Below are 15,774 nucleotides of genomic sequence, written 5' to 3'. Positions count from 1 at the left end.
GCGTCGAACCGTCGTAACCAACCATGCAAAGGGGGTGATTCGATGCTCGAGCTCGCCATCCTGGGTCTTCTCATCGAATCGCCGATGCATGGTTACGAGTTGCGCAAACGGCTGACCGGCCTCCTCGGCGCGTTTCGTGCGTTCTCGTACGGTTCGCTGTACCCCGCCCTCCGGCGGATGCAGGCCGAAGGGTTGATCGCCGAGGACGCCGCCCCGACCGGAACGCCGGTTCGGCGTGCCCGGCGCGTCTACCAGCTAACTGACGAGGGCCGTCGGCGCTTCGGTGAGCTGGTGGCCGACACCGGCCCGCACAACTACACCGACGACGGCTTCGGGGTGCATTTGGCGTTCTTCAACCGGACTCCGGCGGAGGCGCGCATGCGCATCCTGGAAGGTCGCCGCCGTCAGGTCGAGGAGCGGCGGGAAGGCCTGCGCGAAGCCGTGGCGCGGGCCAGTAACTCGTTCGACCGCTACACCCGCCAACTTCACCAACTGGGGCTCGAGTCCAGTGAGCGGGAAGTGAAGTGGCTCAACGAGCTCATTGCTGCGGAGCGGGCGATGCCCGGCCTCTCCGAGCAGACGTAAAACCCCTGCACGAATTCGATCAGCTGCGACACAAGTTATGGAGTTAGGAGAACGCCCAATGAGTGACCAGAACGCGCCACAGGCGTCGACCGAGGTACGAGTCGCCATTGTCGGCGTCGGTAACTGCGCGTCTTCCCTGGTACAGGGCGTCGAGTACTACCAGAACGCCGACGAGAACAGCACCGTGCCCGGCCTGATGCACGTGAAGTTCGGCCAGTACCACGTGCGCGACGTCAAGTTCGTCGCGGCCTTCGACGTGGACGCCAAGAAGGTCGGCTTCGACCTGTCCGACGCGATCTTCGCCTCGGAGAACAACACGATCAAGATCGCCGACGTGCCGCCGACCAACGTGACGGTGCAGCGGGGCCCGACACTCGACGGCATCGGCAAGTACTACGCCGACACCATCGAGGTGTCCGACGCCGAGCCGGTCGACGTGGTCAAGGCGCTCAAGGAGAACAACGTCGACGTGCTGGTGTCCTACCTGCCGGTGGGCTCCGAGGAGGCCGACAAGTTCTACGCCCAGTGCGCCATCGACGCCGGCGTGGCGTTCGTCAACGCGCTGCCGGTGTTCATCGCCTCGGACCCGGTGTGGGCCAAGAAGTTCGCCGACGCGGGTGTGCCGATCGTGGGCGACGACATCAAGAGCCAGGTCGGCGCCACCATCACCCACCGGGTGATGGCCAAGCTGTTCGAGGACCGCGGTGTGCAACTGGACCGCACCATGCAGCTCAACGTCGGCGGCAACATGGACTTCCTCAACATGCTCGAGCGCGAGCGGCTGGAGTCCAAGAAGATCTCCAAGACGCAGGCCGTCACCTCCAACCTGCAACGCGAGTTCAAGACCAAAGACGTGCACATCGGCCCCTCCGACCACGTCGGCTGGCTCGACGACCGCAAGTGGGCGTACGTGCGACTGGAGGGCCGCGCCTTCGGCGACGTGCCGCTGAACCTGGAGTACAAGCTCGAGGTGTGGGACTCGCCGAACTCGGCGGGTGTCATCATCGACGCGGTGCGGGCGGCCAAGATCGCCAAGGACCGCGGCATTGGCGGTCCGGTGATCCCGGCGTCGGCCTACCTGATGAAGAGCCCGCCGCAACAGCTGCCCGACGACGTAGCGCGTACGCAGCTCGAAGAGTTCATCGAGGGCTGACCCCCTTCCACAGATCGTGCGGTGAGGTCGCTCCGGTGACCTCACCGCACATTCGTGCCTGCGGGTCTCGTTGTCACCCCAGCGTGACGCTCGGCGACCGCAGCCACGCTGGCGTGACGGTCGGTGCCGTGGCCGCTAGAGCGAATTCATCCCCGCGGCGCTGTGCGAGTGCTTAGCATCATCTCTCGATGACCGTGCAACCCGCCGCGTTCCTACGCACCACCCTCCCCCTGGACCTGTCCCGGCTGAAGGAGTTGGACAGCGGCCGGTACCACTCGATCTGGCTGCCCGACCACATGGTCAGCTTCTGGCCCGATTCCATCTGGACCCCCGAGTTCACCGACCTGGCCACCGCCTCCCCGTCGCCGCACCGCCACCTGGACGGCCTGGCGGTAGCCGCCGCGGCCGCCGTCCTGACGGAGAAGGTCCCGCTCGTCAGCGCAGTCGTCGACACCGTGCGCCGCCACCCCAGCATGCTGGCCCAGACGGCGCTCACGATCGACCACCTCGCCAAGGGGCGTTTCATCCTCGGCCTTGGCAGCGGCGAGAGCGAGAACACCCTGCCCTACGGCTTCGATTTCTCCCGGCCGGTCAGCCGCTTCGAGGAAGCCCTTAGGGTGATCCGGCTGCTCTGGGAGAGCGACGGCCCGGTCGATTTCGACGGACAGTTCTACTCGCTGCGCCATGCCCGGCTGGACACCGAACCCTACGCAGGCCGGCCACCGCAGATCTGGATCGGCGCAAGCGGCCCACGGATGCTGGATATCGCTGGCCGGCACGCGGACGGGTGGTGGCCGGCCGGCGCCTGGACACCGGAGCAATACGCCGAAATGCTCGCCGCGGTAAGGGAATCCGCCGAACGCGCCAGCCGCGATCCACAGTCGATCACACCATGCTTCATCCAGGTGTGTCTGATCGGCGCGGACGAGGACGCCCTCGCCGAGATCCTGCAAGCACCGCTGGTGAAGGCGTTCCTGCTGCAGGTATCGGCGGATACGTTGCGCGGCTTCGGATTCGAACACCCGATGGGTGATCGGTGGCGCGGATTCCAAGACATCGACCCCGCGGTGCTCACCCGCGAAAGGATTCTGGACTTCCTCGACAAGGCTCGGCCGGAGATGGTGCTCGCCGCCGTCCCGCACGGGACGCCGACGCAGGTTGCCAAGATCGTGAAGACATACGTCGACGCGGGACTGCGCGTCCCCAAGATCCTGGACTACGGCGCGATGGCCGGCCTGAGCCACGCCGCGGCTTCGGCCGCCAACGTGCGCGCCGCCGAAGACGAGCTGATGCGGCTGTGCGGGGAGCGGTCGTGACGGCGCCCCTGGACGCCGCCAGGCTGCTCGCCGACGCGGAGGCCGAAACCGGACTGTGCGACTACGGCGATCCCACCTTGCCGCAACGCTTCACCGTCGCGGTCGACCATCTCAACGGCCTCGGCATGAACACCGAGGGCCACCGCCAGGCGGCGCAGGTGTGTCGATGGTTGCTGACGTCGCGGCTGGAGTTCATCGAAGACCGCAACCGCTACCCGATCGCCGACGAGGTGATCGTCGGTCCGATGTTCGTCACAGGCGAACCCCGGTCGGGCACAACGCTCATGCACGCGCTGATGTCCGTTGATCCGCGTGCTCGGGCGCTGCGCTTCTGGGAGGTGATGTATCCGTCACCGCCGCCGGGTCTGGCAGATCCCGATGACGACCGCAGAGAGTGGGCCGACGCGGACTGGCGCGAGATCAACGCGAAGATGCCCAAGTGGCTGCACAGCCACCCGTACAACGACATGCTGGGCGACGGTCTGCCTGAGGACGAGCGCACCTGGGCGTTCGACTTCCGGGTGATGACGCCCACCGCCTGGTGGCGCGTGCCGATGCAGTCTCTGGTCGGCGGCCTGGCCACCGATCCCGCGGCGCAATACCGGCTGCACAAGGCCATGCTGCAGCAGCTGCAATATTGCCGTCCCCGAAAGTACTGGGTGCTTAAGGGATTTCACGGTTTCCGCCTCAAGGAACTCTTCGACACCTATCCCGACGCGCACCTGGTGTGGCTGCACCGCGACCCCGTCCAAGTCGCCGCGTCGCGCACCATGATGATGGCCGACATCGCCGAAGGCATCGTCGGTCCGGTCGACCTGCACGCCGAAGCGAAGAAGCACCTCGAGATGACCCGCGCCAGCATCGCCAACACGATGAGCAATCCGTTGGTCGACGATCCCCGTATCCTGCACGTGCGCTACGCCGACTTCGTCGCCGACCACATCGGCACCGTCCGGCGCTACTACGAGTTCTGCGGTCGCGAACTGTCGGACGACGCCGCATCGGCGATGCGCGCGTACCTGGCCAACAATCGTGGCGACCGCTACGGCAAATTCACCTACTCCACCCAACTGCTGACCGACATCGGCGAGGACCTGGATGCGCTGCACGCGGAATTCCGGCCATTCCGAGAACGATTCGGTGTCGCCATCGAGAACCGCGCCTGACATGACCGGCCCACACCAGCGTCTGTCGGTGCACAACGTCACCTTCCAAGGTGAGTCGCTGGCCGAACTGGAAGCTCATTGGGCAGCGCTCGGGGTCTCCCGGCTGAGCATCCTGGACAGCCAACTTCTCGAGCCGTGCTTCCCAATGCTGTTGCACGGCAACGCTTATTCTGTGGAGGCCGTCTACCACCTGTTCGCCGGCGGCAGGCTGTCCAGCGACCCGCACGCCGCCCGCGAAGCGCTGTCCACCGTGATCGACGCCTCCGCCGCCGTCGGAGCCCGCACCGTTTACTTGTTGACCGGCGGGCGCGGTGACCTCGCCTGGGCGCAGGCCGCGGACCGATTCTGCACGATGATCGCTCCCTGCGCGGCGCAGGCCAAGGCGGCCGGGGTGGCGCTGGCCGTCGAGAACGCATCCAGCCTGTACGCCGACATCCACCTGGCCCACACCCTGCGCGACGCGGTCGTGCTGGCCGAGATGGGCGACCTCAGTCTGTGCATCGACGTGTTTCACTGTTGGGCGGAGGGGGATTTGGAGGCGATGGTGCAGCGGGCGCTACCGAGGACCGCGCTGATCCAGCTCAGCGACTATGTGCTCGGCGACCGGGCGCTGCCGGCCAGGGCGGTGCCCGGCGACGGCACGATCCCGCTCGAAAGCTTCGTCGCCCAAGCGCTCGCCGGCGGCTACCGCCACGGTTTCGACCTGGAACTGATCGGTCTCCGCATCGACCGGGAGGGACACCTGGAAGCCGCCCAGCGCGCATGTGACGTCGTCAGCGCGATGCTCGACAGGCTCGGTGCGTGAGCATGGCCTTCGGCGACGGGCCCGACGACGCGGCGCTGCAGCAGGCCTGGACGGACTTCTGTGAGCGACTGCAGCAAGCGGGCGAACAGGCCTTCAAGCAGGCCAACCCGGCGTCGGGCGTCCATCGGGTCGACGCCTACCGGTTCCTGACCCAAAACCTCGGCCAGGCCTTCGATCTCGCGCTCGAGACTCGCAACACCCGCTACCCGGCGCTGCACACCTTCTGTGGTCCGACCCGCAAGCTGGGCGGCGACTGTGCCGACTTCACCTACCAGCAGGCCTGGATCGACGGACAGTCGACGTATCGGCTCACCGGGACACGCGGCACCGCAAGGTTTTTCAACGTCACGGTGCAGGGTCCACGTACGCCGGGCCCGGGCGTGCTGCACGAACCGTTCGGGGACACACCGGAGACCAACCTGCTCGGTCATCAGCTCCAGGTCGGCGATGACGGGGAATTCGAGCTCTACATCGGCGGGCCCGAGCGCGGGCCCAATTGGCTGCCCACCACCACGGGGTCACGGAAGCTGTTCATCCGCCAGGGTTTCGACCGCTGGGAGGAGCTGCCCGCGCAGCTTCGCATCGAACGAATCGACATGGAATCCCCGAAACCGTTGCCCTCGCCTCCCGAGATGGTCGAGGCGATGCGCTGGGCCGGTGAGTTCGTCACGGGCCTGATGGCCGACTGGCCCGAGTTCCCCTTCACCTACGGCGGCGTCGACGCCAACCACCCCAACGCGTTCCCCCAAGTCGACGCGACCGACGCCGACGCCAGGCGCGGCCGGGCCGCCGCCAACATGTACTGGGAACTCGCGGACGACGAGGCGCTGATCGTCGAATTCGGCGCCCACGACGGGTTGTGGATGCTGACCAATATGGGCGTCTTTTTCAACAGCATGGATTACCTGTACCGGCCGGTGAGCTACACGCCGAGCCGCACCAAGACCGACGCCGACGGCCGCGTTCGTCTCGTCATGGCTCATCGTGATCCGGGCGTGCACAACTGGCTCGACACCCAGGGCTTTGCCTGCGGCAACCTGACCTATCGGCACATGCTCGAGGGCGAACCCGCCGCGCTGAGCACCCAGGTCGTCAAGCATGGCGAACTGCTCGCCGCCCTACCGGAGGACACAGCCATTGTGAGCCCCGCCGAGCGCACCGCCGCGATGTGGGAACGATTCCACGGCATTCGCCGTCGCTACGTCCTCTAGTCATGGCGACGACGCTGGTTCTAGGGCGGCGCCGCTAGTGTCTAGACCGTGGCCGATATCTCCGAAGACGCATTCGACGGGCTGAACGAGTTCTCGCTGCTATCCGAGAATGCCGAGCAAGCCGGCGTCACTGGCCCGCTGCCGGACGTGCGACGCGTGGAGGCGGGCGCCGGCGAGGCCAAGATCAGCGCCCTGCGCTGGGGCGGCACTGCCCCGCGGATCGTTTTTCTGCACGGCGGCGGGCAGAACGCGCACACCTGGGACACCGTCATCGTCGGCCTCGGCGAGCCCGCGCTGGCGGTGGACCTCCCCGGGCACGGCCATTCGGCATGGCGCGAGGACGGCGACTATTCGCCGCAGATCAACGCCGACGCCCTGTTGCCGGCGGTACGTGAGCACGCAGCGAGCGCCGATCTCGTCGTGGGCATGTCGCTGGGCGGGCTGACCGCGTTACGGCTGGCCGCCGTGGCGCCCGAACTCGTCAACGAACTCGTCTTGATCGACGTCACCCCGTCGGCGCTGCAGCGGCACTCGGAGATGACCAAGGAACAGCAGGGCACGGTCGCGTTGATGCACGGGGAACGCGAATTCCCCAGCTTCCAGGCCATGCTGGACCTGACGATCGCGGCGGCGCCACACCGCGAGGTAAAGGCGCTCCGCCGCGGCGTGTTTCACAACTCGCGCAGGCTGGACAACGGCAACTGGACGTGGCGCTACGACGCCATCCGCAAGTTCCCCGACTTCGACGTCCTGTGGGAGGACGTGGACCGGCTGTCCGCGCCGATCACCCTTATCCGCGGCGGCAAGTCGGGTTTCGTCAGCGACGACGACGCGGCCGAACTCAGCCGTCGCACAAAGCATTTCCGCGCGGCGCACGTCGTCGAGGATTCCGGCCATTCCGTGCAAAGCGACCAGCCCCTCGCCCTGATCGATCTGCTGCGCGGGGTGCTCGACGCGGGCTGAGCCTACGGTGGTCTCATGACCCCTGATCTCCCCATCCGCATCGGCGTGCAACTGCAGCCTCAGCACGCGCCGCAGTATCGCCAAATCCGGGACGCCGTGCGTCGCTGCGAGGACGTCGGCGTCGACATCGCCTTCAACTGGGACCACTTCTTCCCCCTCTACGGTGATCCCGACGGTGCGCATTTCGAATGCTGGACAATGCTCGGGGCGTGGGCCGAGCAGACATCGCGCATCCAGATCGGCGCGCTGGTCACGTGTAACTCGTACCGGAATCCCGAGCTGCTGGCCGACATGGCCCGCACGGTCGATCACATTTCCGGCGGCCGGCTCGTGCTCGGGATCGGCTCGGGGTGGAAGCAGAAGGACTACGACGAGTACGGCTACGAGTTCGGCACCGCAGGCAGCCGCCTCGACGACCTCGCGGGCGCGCTCCCCCGGATCAAGGCGCGACTGGCGAAACTGAACCCCTCGCCGACCCGCGACATCCCGGTCCTGATCGGCGGGGGCGGTGAGCGCAAGACGCTGCGGCTGGTTGCCGAATACGCCGACCTATGGCACAGCTTCACCTCCGCCGACGAGTTCCCGGCCAAGGCGGACGTCCTGGCCCGGCATTGCGCCGACGTCGGCCGCGACCCGGCGAGCATCGAACGCTCGGCCGCCGTGCAGGACCGCGGCGGCCTGATCGACAATGCCGAAAAACTCTTCGGCCTCGGAGTCACGCTGCTGACCGTCGCGTGCGACGGACCGGAGTACAACCTGGGCGCCGCGGAAGCGCTGTGCCGGTGGCGGGATAGTCGTTAAACCCGTCCCCGACCATTTATTGGTGAAACACCGGAAAATACGAGCCCACTCGTGAGAAACTTCTCGCGCTGATGGCCGCACCGGGTTTGAAAGAGACTCAAGGACGAAATGCCGAAGAAATACGGGGTCAAAGAAAAGGACCTGGTTGTTTCGCACATCCTTCACCTCTTGCTCACGGGGAAGTTGCGCACCGGCGACCGCGTCGATCGCAATGAGATCGCGCTGGGACTGGGTGTAAGCCGCGTCCCAATTCAAGAGGCGCTGGTGCAACTCGAACACGACGGCATCGTCTCCACCCGCTATCACCGCGGCGCGTTCGTGGAGCGGTTCGACGAAGCTACCGTCCTCGAGCATCATGAGCTCGAGGGTCTGCTCAACGGCATCGCGTCCGCGCGCGCGGCCACCAGTCCGACGCCGCGGATCCTGGGGCAACTCGACGCCTTCATGCGATCGCTACGCACCGCGAAGGATTCGCGGGCCTTCTGCGACATCGCCGCCGAGTACCGGCGCACCATCAACGACGAATACGCCGGGCCGCGCCTGCACGCGACGATCCGCGCCTCGCAAAACCTGGTTCCCCGGGTGTTCTGGCTGATTTATCAGGGCAGCCGCGAAGAGATGCTTCCGTTCTACGAAGACGAGACTTCCGCGATCAACCGGCGCGACCCCGAGGCCGCACGGGCCGCGTGCGTGGGCCGCTCCTACCTGATGGCCCAGACCATGCTGGCCGAACTTTCCCGGCGCAGGGTGTTCACCGCTCCCGACGACGTGAGCCCGGTCGTGCCCGCACCGCTCGAGGTGCTCGTCGACGCCGAAGCCGTGGGCGTCGAGCCGTCGCTGGCGCTGTAGGGCACGCTCACCCCACGAAGCCGCCGCCCTGTCGATACGGTGGCAGGGATGAATGCGCGCGTGGACCGGCGCACCCAGCGCCGCGCAAGGCTGTTCGGACTGGCCGCGACGACGGTGCTGGTGTGCGGCATGGCATTAGGCGGGCCGGCCGCGCCCGCGGCCGCCGACTGGAATCAATGCGCGCCGGCCGGCTTGGAGAGCGCAAGGGCCCTGCCTAAGGATCTGACCGAGAGCCAGCCCACCCCCCAGGAAGATCGGGACACGACACCATCGGTCGAACCGCTCACCGCGGTTGACGTCGGAGCGCTCGGGCTCGGCACGCCGGGTGTGCTGACGGTGGGCACGCTGTCGGACGCCCCGCCCAACATCTGCATCAATCCCACCGGCGAATTCAGCGGCTTCGACAACCTCCTGCTGCGCGCCATCGCCGACAAGCTGCACCTGCAGTTGCGCTTCGTCAGCACCGACTTCTCCGCGTTGCTGGCCCAGGTGGCGTCCCGGCGCTTCGACGTCGGATCGGCGTCGGTGAAAGCCACCGACCAACGCCGTCACACCGTCGCTTTCACCAACGGCTACGACTTCGGCTTCTACTCTTTGGTGGTGCCGCCCGGCTCGCCGATCCACAAGTTCGGCGACCTGGCCGCCGGTCAGCGCATCGGCGTAGTCCAGGGCACTGTCGAGGAGTCGTACGTCGTCGACACCCTGCATCTGCAGCCAGTGAAGTATCCCGGCTTCGCCACCCTGTACGCCAGCCTCAAGACCCGCCAGATTGATGCGTGGGTGGCGCCCGGAACGCTTGCCTCGACCGTCGTTCGGCCGGGTGATCCCGCGGTGACCGTCGCGAACACTTTCAGCCCAGGCAATTTCGTGGCTTACGCCGTCGCCAAGGAGAACAAGCCGCTAATCGATGCGCTGAATTCCGGGCTGGACGCGGTGATCGCCGACGGCACGTGGGCCAAGCTGTACTGCGACTGGGTACCGCGCACGCTCCCACCCGGATGGAAGCCTGGATCGAAAGCGGCGCCGGCCCCGAGCCTGCCGGATTTCGCCGCGATGGTCGCAAGCCAGCACCGCGCGCCGACAGGCCCGGCCGCGCCCAAATCGGCGCTGGCCCAGTTGCGCGATTCGTTCTTTGACTGGGACATGTACCGCCGAGCCATCCCCGTTCTGTTCACGACGGGGCTGCCGAACACCTTGATCCTGACCAACTGCGCCATCGTGATCGGGTTGGCGTTGGGGATGGTGCTGGCAATGGCGGGCATCTCACATCGGCGCTGGCTGCGCTGGCCGGCACGGGTATACACCGATATCTTCCGCGGCCTGCCCGAAGTGGTGATCATCCTGCTGATCGGAATGGGCGTCGGTCCATTGGTCGGCGGACTGACGAACAAGAACCCTTACCCCTTGGGAATTGCAGCGCTTGGGTTGATGGCCGCCGCCTACATCGGCGAAATCCTGCGCTCCGGAATACAAAGCGTGGACCCCGGCCAGTTGGAGGCCTCCCGCGCGCTGGGCTTCAGCTACACGACCGCGATGCGACTGGTGGTGGTGCCGCAGGGAATACGGCGGGTATTGCCGGCACTGGTCAACCAGTTCATCGGGTTGTTGAAGGCATCCGCGTTGGTGTACTTCCTCGGCCTGATCGCCGATCAACGGGAGCTCTTTCAGGTGGGCCGGGATTTGAATGCCCAGACCGGAAGCCTCTCACCGTTGGTGGCCGCCGGCCTCTTCTATCTGATACTGACCATCCCGTTAACGCATTTGGTGAATTACATCGACGCGCGCCTGCGCCGCGGCCGGGGCGCCCCCGACCTCGACGACAATGCGGAGATGCTGGCCACGAAGTTCGGCCAGGAGATCACGTGAGTGTCCCGAGCCGTCGGTCGGTTTCTTTGGCCGCCAAGGATCTTCACCAGACCCTGGGCGGGAACAAGGTGCTGCGTGGCGTCGATTTCGAGGCTCCGGCGGGCACCACCGTCGCCGTCATCGGACCGTCCGGCTCGGGCAAGTCGACGCTGCTGCGCACCTTGAACCGGTTGTACGAACCCGATAGCGGCGACATCCTGCTGGACGGTCGATCGGTGTTACGCGACGATCCCAACGAGCTACGACAGCGCATCGGCATGGTGTTTCAGCATTTCAACCTCTTCCCCCATCTGAGCGTGCTGAAGAACGTTGCGATGGCCCCGCGCAAGTTGCGCCACCTGCCGCCCGGCGAGGCCCGCGACCTGGCGCTGAACCAATTGGAGCGAGTTGGCCTGAAGCACAAGGCCGATGCCCGGCCCGGCATGCTGTCCGGAGGGCAACAACAACGGGTCGCCATCGCCCGCGCGCTGGCCATGGCTCCCCAGGTGATGTTCTTCGACGAGGCGACTTCGGCGCTGGATCCGGAAACGGTCAAAGGGATTCTGCAACTCATCGCCGACCTCGGCGCCGACGGCATGACGATGATCGTCGTCACCCATGAAATGGGCTTCGCCCGCTCGGCATCCAACGCCGTTGTGTTCATGGATCGCGGCAAGGTGGTGGAATCCGGGCCTCCGGAGCAGATTTTCGAAGCCGCGCAGACCGAACGGCTACAGCGATTCCTGTCCCAAGTACTTTGACTACCCCACTGCTACTAATTAGTCGGCTTAGCTAGCTTGTACGTGCCTGATATAGCGTTAGACTCCCCGTTTATGGCGGACAGCGAATCCCCCGCGGCCGACGTCACCGAGCTTGCGGAAGGTTTGCACCGTGCGCTGTCCAAATTGTTTTCGATTCTGCGGCGCGGGGACCCGAGCGGCACCGCGGCCGCGGGCGAATTAACGTTGGCGCAACTGTCGATTCTGGTCACCTTGCTGGATCAGGGGCCGATTCGGATGACCGACCTGGCTGCCCATGAGCGGGTCCGCACTCCCACCACCACCGTGGCGATCCGCCGGCTGGAAAAGCTGGGGCTGGTGAAACGCTCGCGCGACCCGTCCGACCTGCGTGCCGTGCTGGTCGACATCACCCCGCGCGGGCGTGCCGTCCACGGCGAGTCCCTGGCCAACCGGCGCGCCTCGCTGGCCGCGATGCTCAGTCAGCTGCCCGCGTCCGACCTCGGCACCCTGATGCAGGCGCTGGCTCCGCTCGAGCGGCTGGCCTGCGGCGAACCGGCGCCCGCGCCCGCGGGTGCGCCGCCCGCCCGTAAAGAGGCTTGAAAATAACTGCCTTTCAACGAGTTTGGCGGTGCCCGTAGACTACGGTGCATGCCAACTGCACTCATCACCGGCGCCGGCGGCGGCATCGGTTCCGCGATCGCCACCGCGCTGGCCCCCACCCACACTCTGCTGCTGGCCGGTCGGCCCTCCGACCGGCTCGACGCCGTTGCCCGGAGGCTGGACGCGACGACGTTCCCAGTGGACCTCACCGACACCGCGGAGATCGAGGCCGCCTGCGAGATCGTGGACGAACTCGATGTGCTGGTGCACAACGCCGGGGTGTCGATCCCCGGTCATGTCGCGGATTCCGACGTCGATGAGTGGCGCGCCACCTTCGCCGTCAATGTGCTTGGACCGGTGGGACTTACACTGGCGCTACTACCGGCGCTGCGGCGTGCCCGAGGGCAGGTGGTCTTCATCAACTCCGGTGCGGGGCGCAACGTTTCGCCCGGCATGGCCTCCTACTCGGCCAGTAAGTTCGCGTTGCGCGCCTTCGCGGACTCGCTCCGCGCCGACGAACCGCAGCTGCGGGTGACGACGGTCTACCCGGGCCGCACCGACACTGAAATGCAGCGCGAACTCGTCGCATTCGAGGGCGGGACGTACGACGCGGCGAAGTTTCTCAAGCCGGAAACCGTCGCGGCAGCGGTCGCCAACGTGCTGGCGACGCCGCCCGACGGCCACGTCCACGAGGTGGTGCTGCGGCCCGCGGGCCGGTGACTCGCGACCCGCTAGACGACCAGGTTCACCAGCCGGCCGGGGACCACGATCACCTTGCGGGGATTGGCGCCCGCCAAGAATGCCTGGACCTTCTCGTCCGACAATGCCGCGGCCTTCAGGGTGTCCTGATCAGCGTCGGCGGCCACCACCACCCGTCCACGCACCTTGCCGTTGACCTGGACCGGGTATTCGACGCTGTCGTCAACCAGGTAGGCCGGATCGGCCTGCGGGAACGGGCCGTGCGCCAGCGACGTGGAGTGGCCCAGCCGCAGCCATAGCTCCTCAGCCATATGGGGAGCCAGCGGCGCCAACATCAGCACCAGCGGCTCGACCGCGGCCCGGGGAACGGCGTCGCGGTGCTCCTTGGTGAGGTGGTTGGTGTACTCGATCAGCTTGGCCGCTGCGGTGTTATTCCTCAGTGCGGCATAGTCTTCCGATACCCCCGCGACGGTGCGGTGCAGCGCTCGCAGGGTGTCGGAGTCGAGCTCCTGTTGTCCGGCCACGTCGAGCACCCGGGTCCGGCCGGTCTGTTCGTCGACCACCAGCCGCCACACACGCTGCAAAAAGCGGTGCGCCCCGACGACATCCTTGGTGGCCCACGGGCGGGAGGCCTCCAGCGGGCCCATCGACATCTCGTACACCCGCAGAGTGTCCGCACCGTACTCGTCGCAGATCTCGTCGGGTGAAATCGAATTCTTCAGGCTCTTACCGATTTTGCCGAATTCCTGGAAGACCTCGATCTCACCGCCCGGGCCCGGATAGAAGAATCCGCCACCGCGCTCCACCACCTCGTCGGCCGGGACATACGACCCGCGCGAGTCGGTGTAGGCGAAAGCCTGGATGTAGCCCTGGTTGACCAAGCGGCGGTACGGCTCCCGGGAACTCACGTGGCCCAGGTCGTACAACACCTTGTGCCAGAACCGGGCATACAACAGGTGCAGCACCGCGTGTTCGGCGCCGCCGACATACAGGTCGACACCGCCGGGGTCCTGCGGGCCGTGCTCGGCCGGCCGCGGCCCCATCCAATAGGCCTCGTTCTCCTTGGCGCACAACCTTTCCGAATTGTGCGGATCGGTGTATCGCAGTTCATACCAGGAGCTACCGGCCCACTGCGGCATCACGTTGGTGTCGCGGGTGTAGGGCTGCAGACCGTCGCCCAAGTCAAGTTCGACGTGCACCCACTCGGTCGCCTTCGCCAATGGTGGCGAAGGCTCGCTGTCGGCATCGTCGGGGTCGAACAGCACCGGTGAATAGTCGGGCACATCGGGCAGCTCGACAGGCAGCGCGGCCTCGTCGAGAGCATGGGCGCGCCCGTCGCTGTCGTAGACGATCGGGAACGGCTCGCCCCAGTAGCGCTGCCGGGCGAAAAGCCAGTCCCGCAGCTTGAATTCGATCCGCGCCCAGCCGCGGCCGTCCGCCTCCAAGCGGGCAGTGATCGCTTCCTTGGCGGCCGGCACATTCATTCCGTCCAGGTAGCCGGAGTTCACCAGCACGCCGTCGCCGGGGTAAGCGGCCTCCGAAATATCGCCCCCGGCAATGACTTCCACGATGGGAAGGCCGAACTCATGGGCGAAATCCCAGTCGCGCTGGTCGTGGCCGGGAACCGCCATGATGGCGCCTGTGCCGTATCCGGCCAGTACGTAGTCGGCGATGAAGATCGGCACCGGCTTGCCGTTGGCGGGATTGGTCGCGTAGCTGCCCAGGAAGACGCCCGTCTTCTCCCTGCTCTCCTGGCGCTCGAGGTCCGACTTCGCCGCGATCGCCTGCCGGTACGCGGCGACGGCCTCCCCCGGCGTTGCGGCGCCGTAAGTCCAACGGGCGTCGGTCCCCTCGGGCCAGCTCGTTGCGACCAGCCCGTCGACCAGGTCGTGCTCCGGGGCGAGCACCAGGTAGGTGGCACCGAACATGGTGTCCGGCCGGGTGGTGAACACCTCGATGTCGACCGTCTCGCCGCCGGCGTTGTTCGCCGAGAACAGCGCCCGGGTGCCGGTGGAACGGCCAATCCAGTTGCGCTGCATGGTTTTGACCGGCTCCGGCCAATCCAGCAACTCCAGGTCGTCGAGAAGCCGGTCGGCGTAGGCGGTGATCCGCATCATCCACTGCCGCAAGCGTTTCCGGAATACCGGGAAGTTGCCGCGATCACTGCGACCGTCGGCGGTCACCTCTTCGTTGGCCAGCACCGTGCCCAGACCCGGACACCAGTTGACCATCGAGTCGGCGCGGTAGACCAATCGATGGCCGTCGATCACGTCGGCCCGCTCCCCCGCCGACAGCGCAGACCAATCACGGCCGTCTTCGAGCTGCCTTGCGCCGGAATCGAATTCCGCGATCAGCTCGGCGATCGGGCGGGCCTTGCGGGCCGCGGTGTCGAACCAGGCGTTATAGATCTGCAGGAAGATCCACTGCGTCCACTTGTAGAACTCGACGTCGGTGGTGGAAAAGCTGCGCCGGCTGTCATGGCCGAGACCCAACCGGCCAAGCTGACGGCGGAAGTTCACGACGTTGGCCTCGGTGCGGGTGCGCGGGTGAGTGCCGGTTTGCACGGCGTATTGCTCGGCGGGCAGCCCGAAGGAATCGAACCCCAACGCGTGCAGGACGTTATGTCCGGTCATCCGGAAGTAGCGGGCGTAGACGTCGGTGGCGATGTAGCCCAGCGGATGACCGACGTGCAGCCCCTCGCCCGACGGGTAGGGAAACATGTCCTGCACGAACAACTTGTCAGCGGGGACCGGGCTGCCATCCGTCGGGGCCAACGAGCCGACCGGGTTGGGCACGTTGAACGTCCCGAGCTTCGCCCAGTTCTCCTGCCAGGTGCTCTCGATACGGCCCGCCAGCGCCGCGGTGTAGCGATACGTCGGCGCATCGGGGTCCGTCTGAACGGCACCGGAGTTGCTCTCGGCGGTGGTCGGGGATTCGGTCACCTGAACAGGGTATAAGGGTCACGTCGGGCCTAGCGCCGGCCACAGGATGATCTCGGTTCCGTTGCGCACGGATCAGGGGTTCATCCCAGCTGTATTTCG

The 15,774-nt window shown here is 66.5% G+C and carries 14 protein-coding genes; 13 read left to right on the top strand and 1 reads right to left on the bottom strand.

The features are described 5' to 3' along the window. Positions 1 to 42 precede the first annotated feature (42 nt). From A5750_RS24750 to A5750_RS24690, 13 genes are all read left to right on the top strand, one after another. Positions 43 to 585: a PadR family transcriptional regulator gene (locus A5750_RS24750; RefSeq protein ID WP_066950869.1), complete on the top strand. Its 543-nt coding sequence runs from the start codon at positions 43 to 45 to the stop codon at positions 583 to 585. Positions 586 to 643: 58 nt separating this feature from the next. Next, complete coding sequence (locus A5750_RS24745; RefSeq protein ID WP_066950872.1) at positions 644 to 1,738, top strand: inositol-3-phosphate synthase; 1,095 nt, start codon at positions 644 to 646, stop codon at positions 1,736 to 1,738. A gap of 188 nt (positions 1,739 to 1,926) precedes the next feature. Next, a complete protein-coding gene (locus A5750_RS24740; RefSeq protein ID WP_066950875.1) occupies positions 1,927 to 3,054 on the top strand; it encodes an LLM class flavin-dependent oxidoreductase in 1,128 nt (375 codons plus the stop codon). Continuing rightward, positions 3,051 to 4,220: a sulfotransferase gene (locus A5750_RS24735; protein WP_066951353.1), complete on the top strand. Its 1,170-nt coding sequence runs from the start codon at positions 3,051 to 3,053 to the stop codon at positions 4,218 to 4,220. The genes A5750_RS24740 and A5750_RS24735 overlap by 4 nt, the downstream gene beginning before the upstream one ends. A 1-nt stretch (position 4,221) precedes the next feature. After that, complete coding sequence (locus tag A5750_RS24730; RefSeq protein WP_066950878.1) at positions 4,222 to 5,025, top strand: sugar phosphate isomerase/epimerase; 804 nt, start codon at positions 4,222 to 4,224, stop codon at positions 5,023 to 5,025. Between the two features lie 2 nt (positions 5,026 to 5,027). Beyond that, the gene (locus A5750_RS24725) at positions 5,028 to 6,236 is read left to right on the top strand and encodes a DUF1214 domain-containing protein (protein ID WP_066950881.1); all 1,209 of its coding nucleotides are present in this window, start codon (positions 5,028 to 5,030) and stop codon (positions 6,234 to 6,236) included. 48 nt (positions 6,237 to 6,284) lie between these two features. Further along, positions 6,285 to 7,199 (top strand): alpha/beta fold hydrolase, encoded by a 915-nt coding sequence (locus tag A5750_RS24720; RefSeq protein ID WP_067266478.1) that lies wholly within the window; start codon positions 6,285 to 6,287, stop codon positions 7,197 to 7,199. A 15-nt stretch (positions 7,200 to 7,214) separates the two neighbouring features. Continuing rightward, positions 7,215 to 8,000: an LLM class F420-dependent oxidoreductase gene (locus A5750_RS24715; protein ID WP_066950887.1), complete on the top strand. Its 786-nt coding sequence runs from the start codon at positions 7,215 to 7,217 to the stop codon at positions 7,998 to 8,000. 108 nt (positions 8,001 to 8,108) lie between these two features. Beyond that, a complete protein-coding gene (locus tag A5750_RS24710) occupies positions 8,109 to 8,849 on the top strand; it encodes a GntR family transcriptional regulator (protein WP_066950891.1) in 741 nt (246 codons plus the stop codon). A gap of 48 nt (positions 8,850 to 8,897) precedes the next feature. Then, positions 8,898 to 10,715 (top strand): ABC transporter substrate-binding protein/permease, encoded by a 1,818-nt coding sequence (locus tag A5750_RS24705; protein WP_066950894.1) that lies wholly within the window; start codon positions 8,898 to 8,900, stop codon positions 10,713 to 10,715. Then, positions 10,712 to 11,455 carry an amino acid ABC transporter ATP-binding protein gene (locus tag A5750_RS24700; RefSeq protein ID WP_067266477.1) on the top strand — a complete coding sequence of 248 codons (744 nt, stop codon included), beginning with the start codon at positions 10,712 to 10,714 and terminating at the stop codon, positions 11,453 to 11,455. The genes A5750_RS24705 and A5750_RS24700 overlap by 4 nt, the downstream gene beginning before the upstream one ends. Before the next feature lie 72 nt (positions 11,456 to 11,527). Further along, positions 11,528 to 12,034 (top strand): MarR family winged helix-turn-helix transcriptional regulator, encoded by a 507-nt coding sequence (locus A5750_RS24695; RefSeq protein WP_066950902.1) that lies wholly within the window; start codon positions 11,528 to 11,530, stop codon positions 12,032 to 12,034. 48 nt (positions 12,035 to 12,082) lie between these two features. After that, positions 12,083 to 12,754, top strand: coding sequence for an SDR family oxidoreductase (locus tag A5750_RS24690; RefSeq protein WP_066950906.1), 672 nt, complete (start codon positions 12,083 to 12,085; stop codon positions 12,752 to 12,754). Positions 12,755 to 12,765: 11 nt separating this feature from the next. Here the strand turns inward: A5750_RS24690 and leuS are convergent, their stop codons facing one another. After that, on the bottom strand, positions 12,766 to 15,675 hold the full coding sequence (gene leuS, locus A5750_RS24685) for a leucine--tRNA ligase (RefSeq protein ID WP_066950910.1): 2,910 nt from the start codon (positions 15,673 to 15,675) through the stop codon (positions 12,766 to 12,768). Positions 15,676 to 15,774 lie beyond the last annotated feature (99 nt).

The organism is Mycobacterium sp. 852002-51613_SCH5001154, from assembly GCF_001667425.1.
GTDB lineage: Bacteria > Actinomycetota > Actinomycetes > Mycobacteriales > Mycobacteriaceae > Mycobacterium.
Note: the sequence above shows the minus strand (reverse complement) of the source record. Positions and strands in the feature narration are given on the sequence as shown.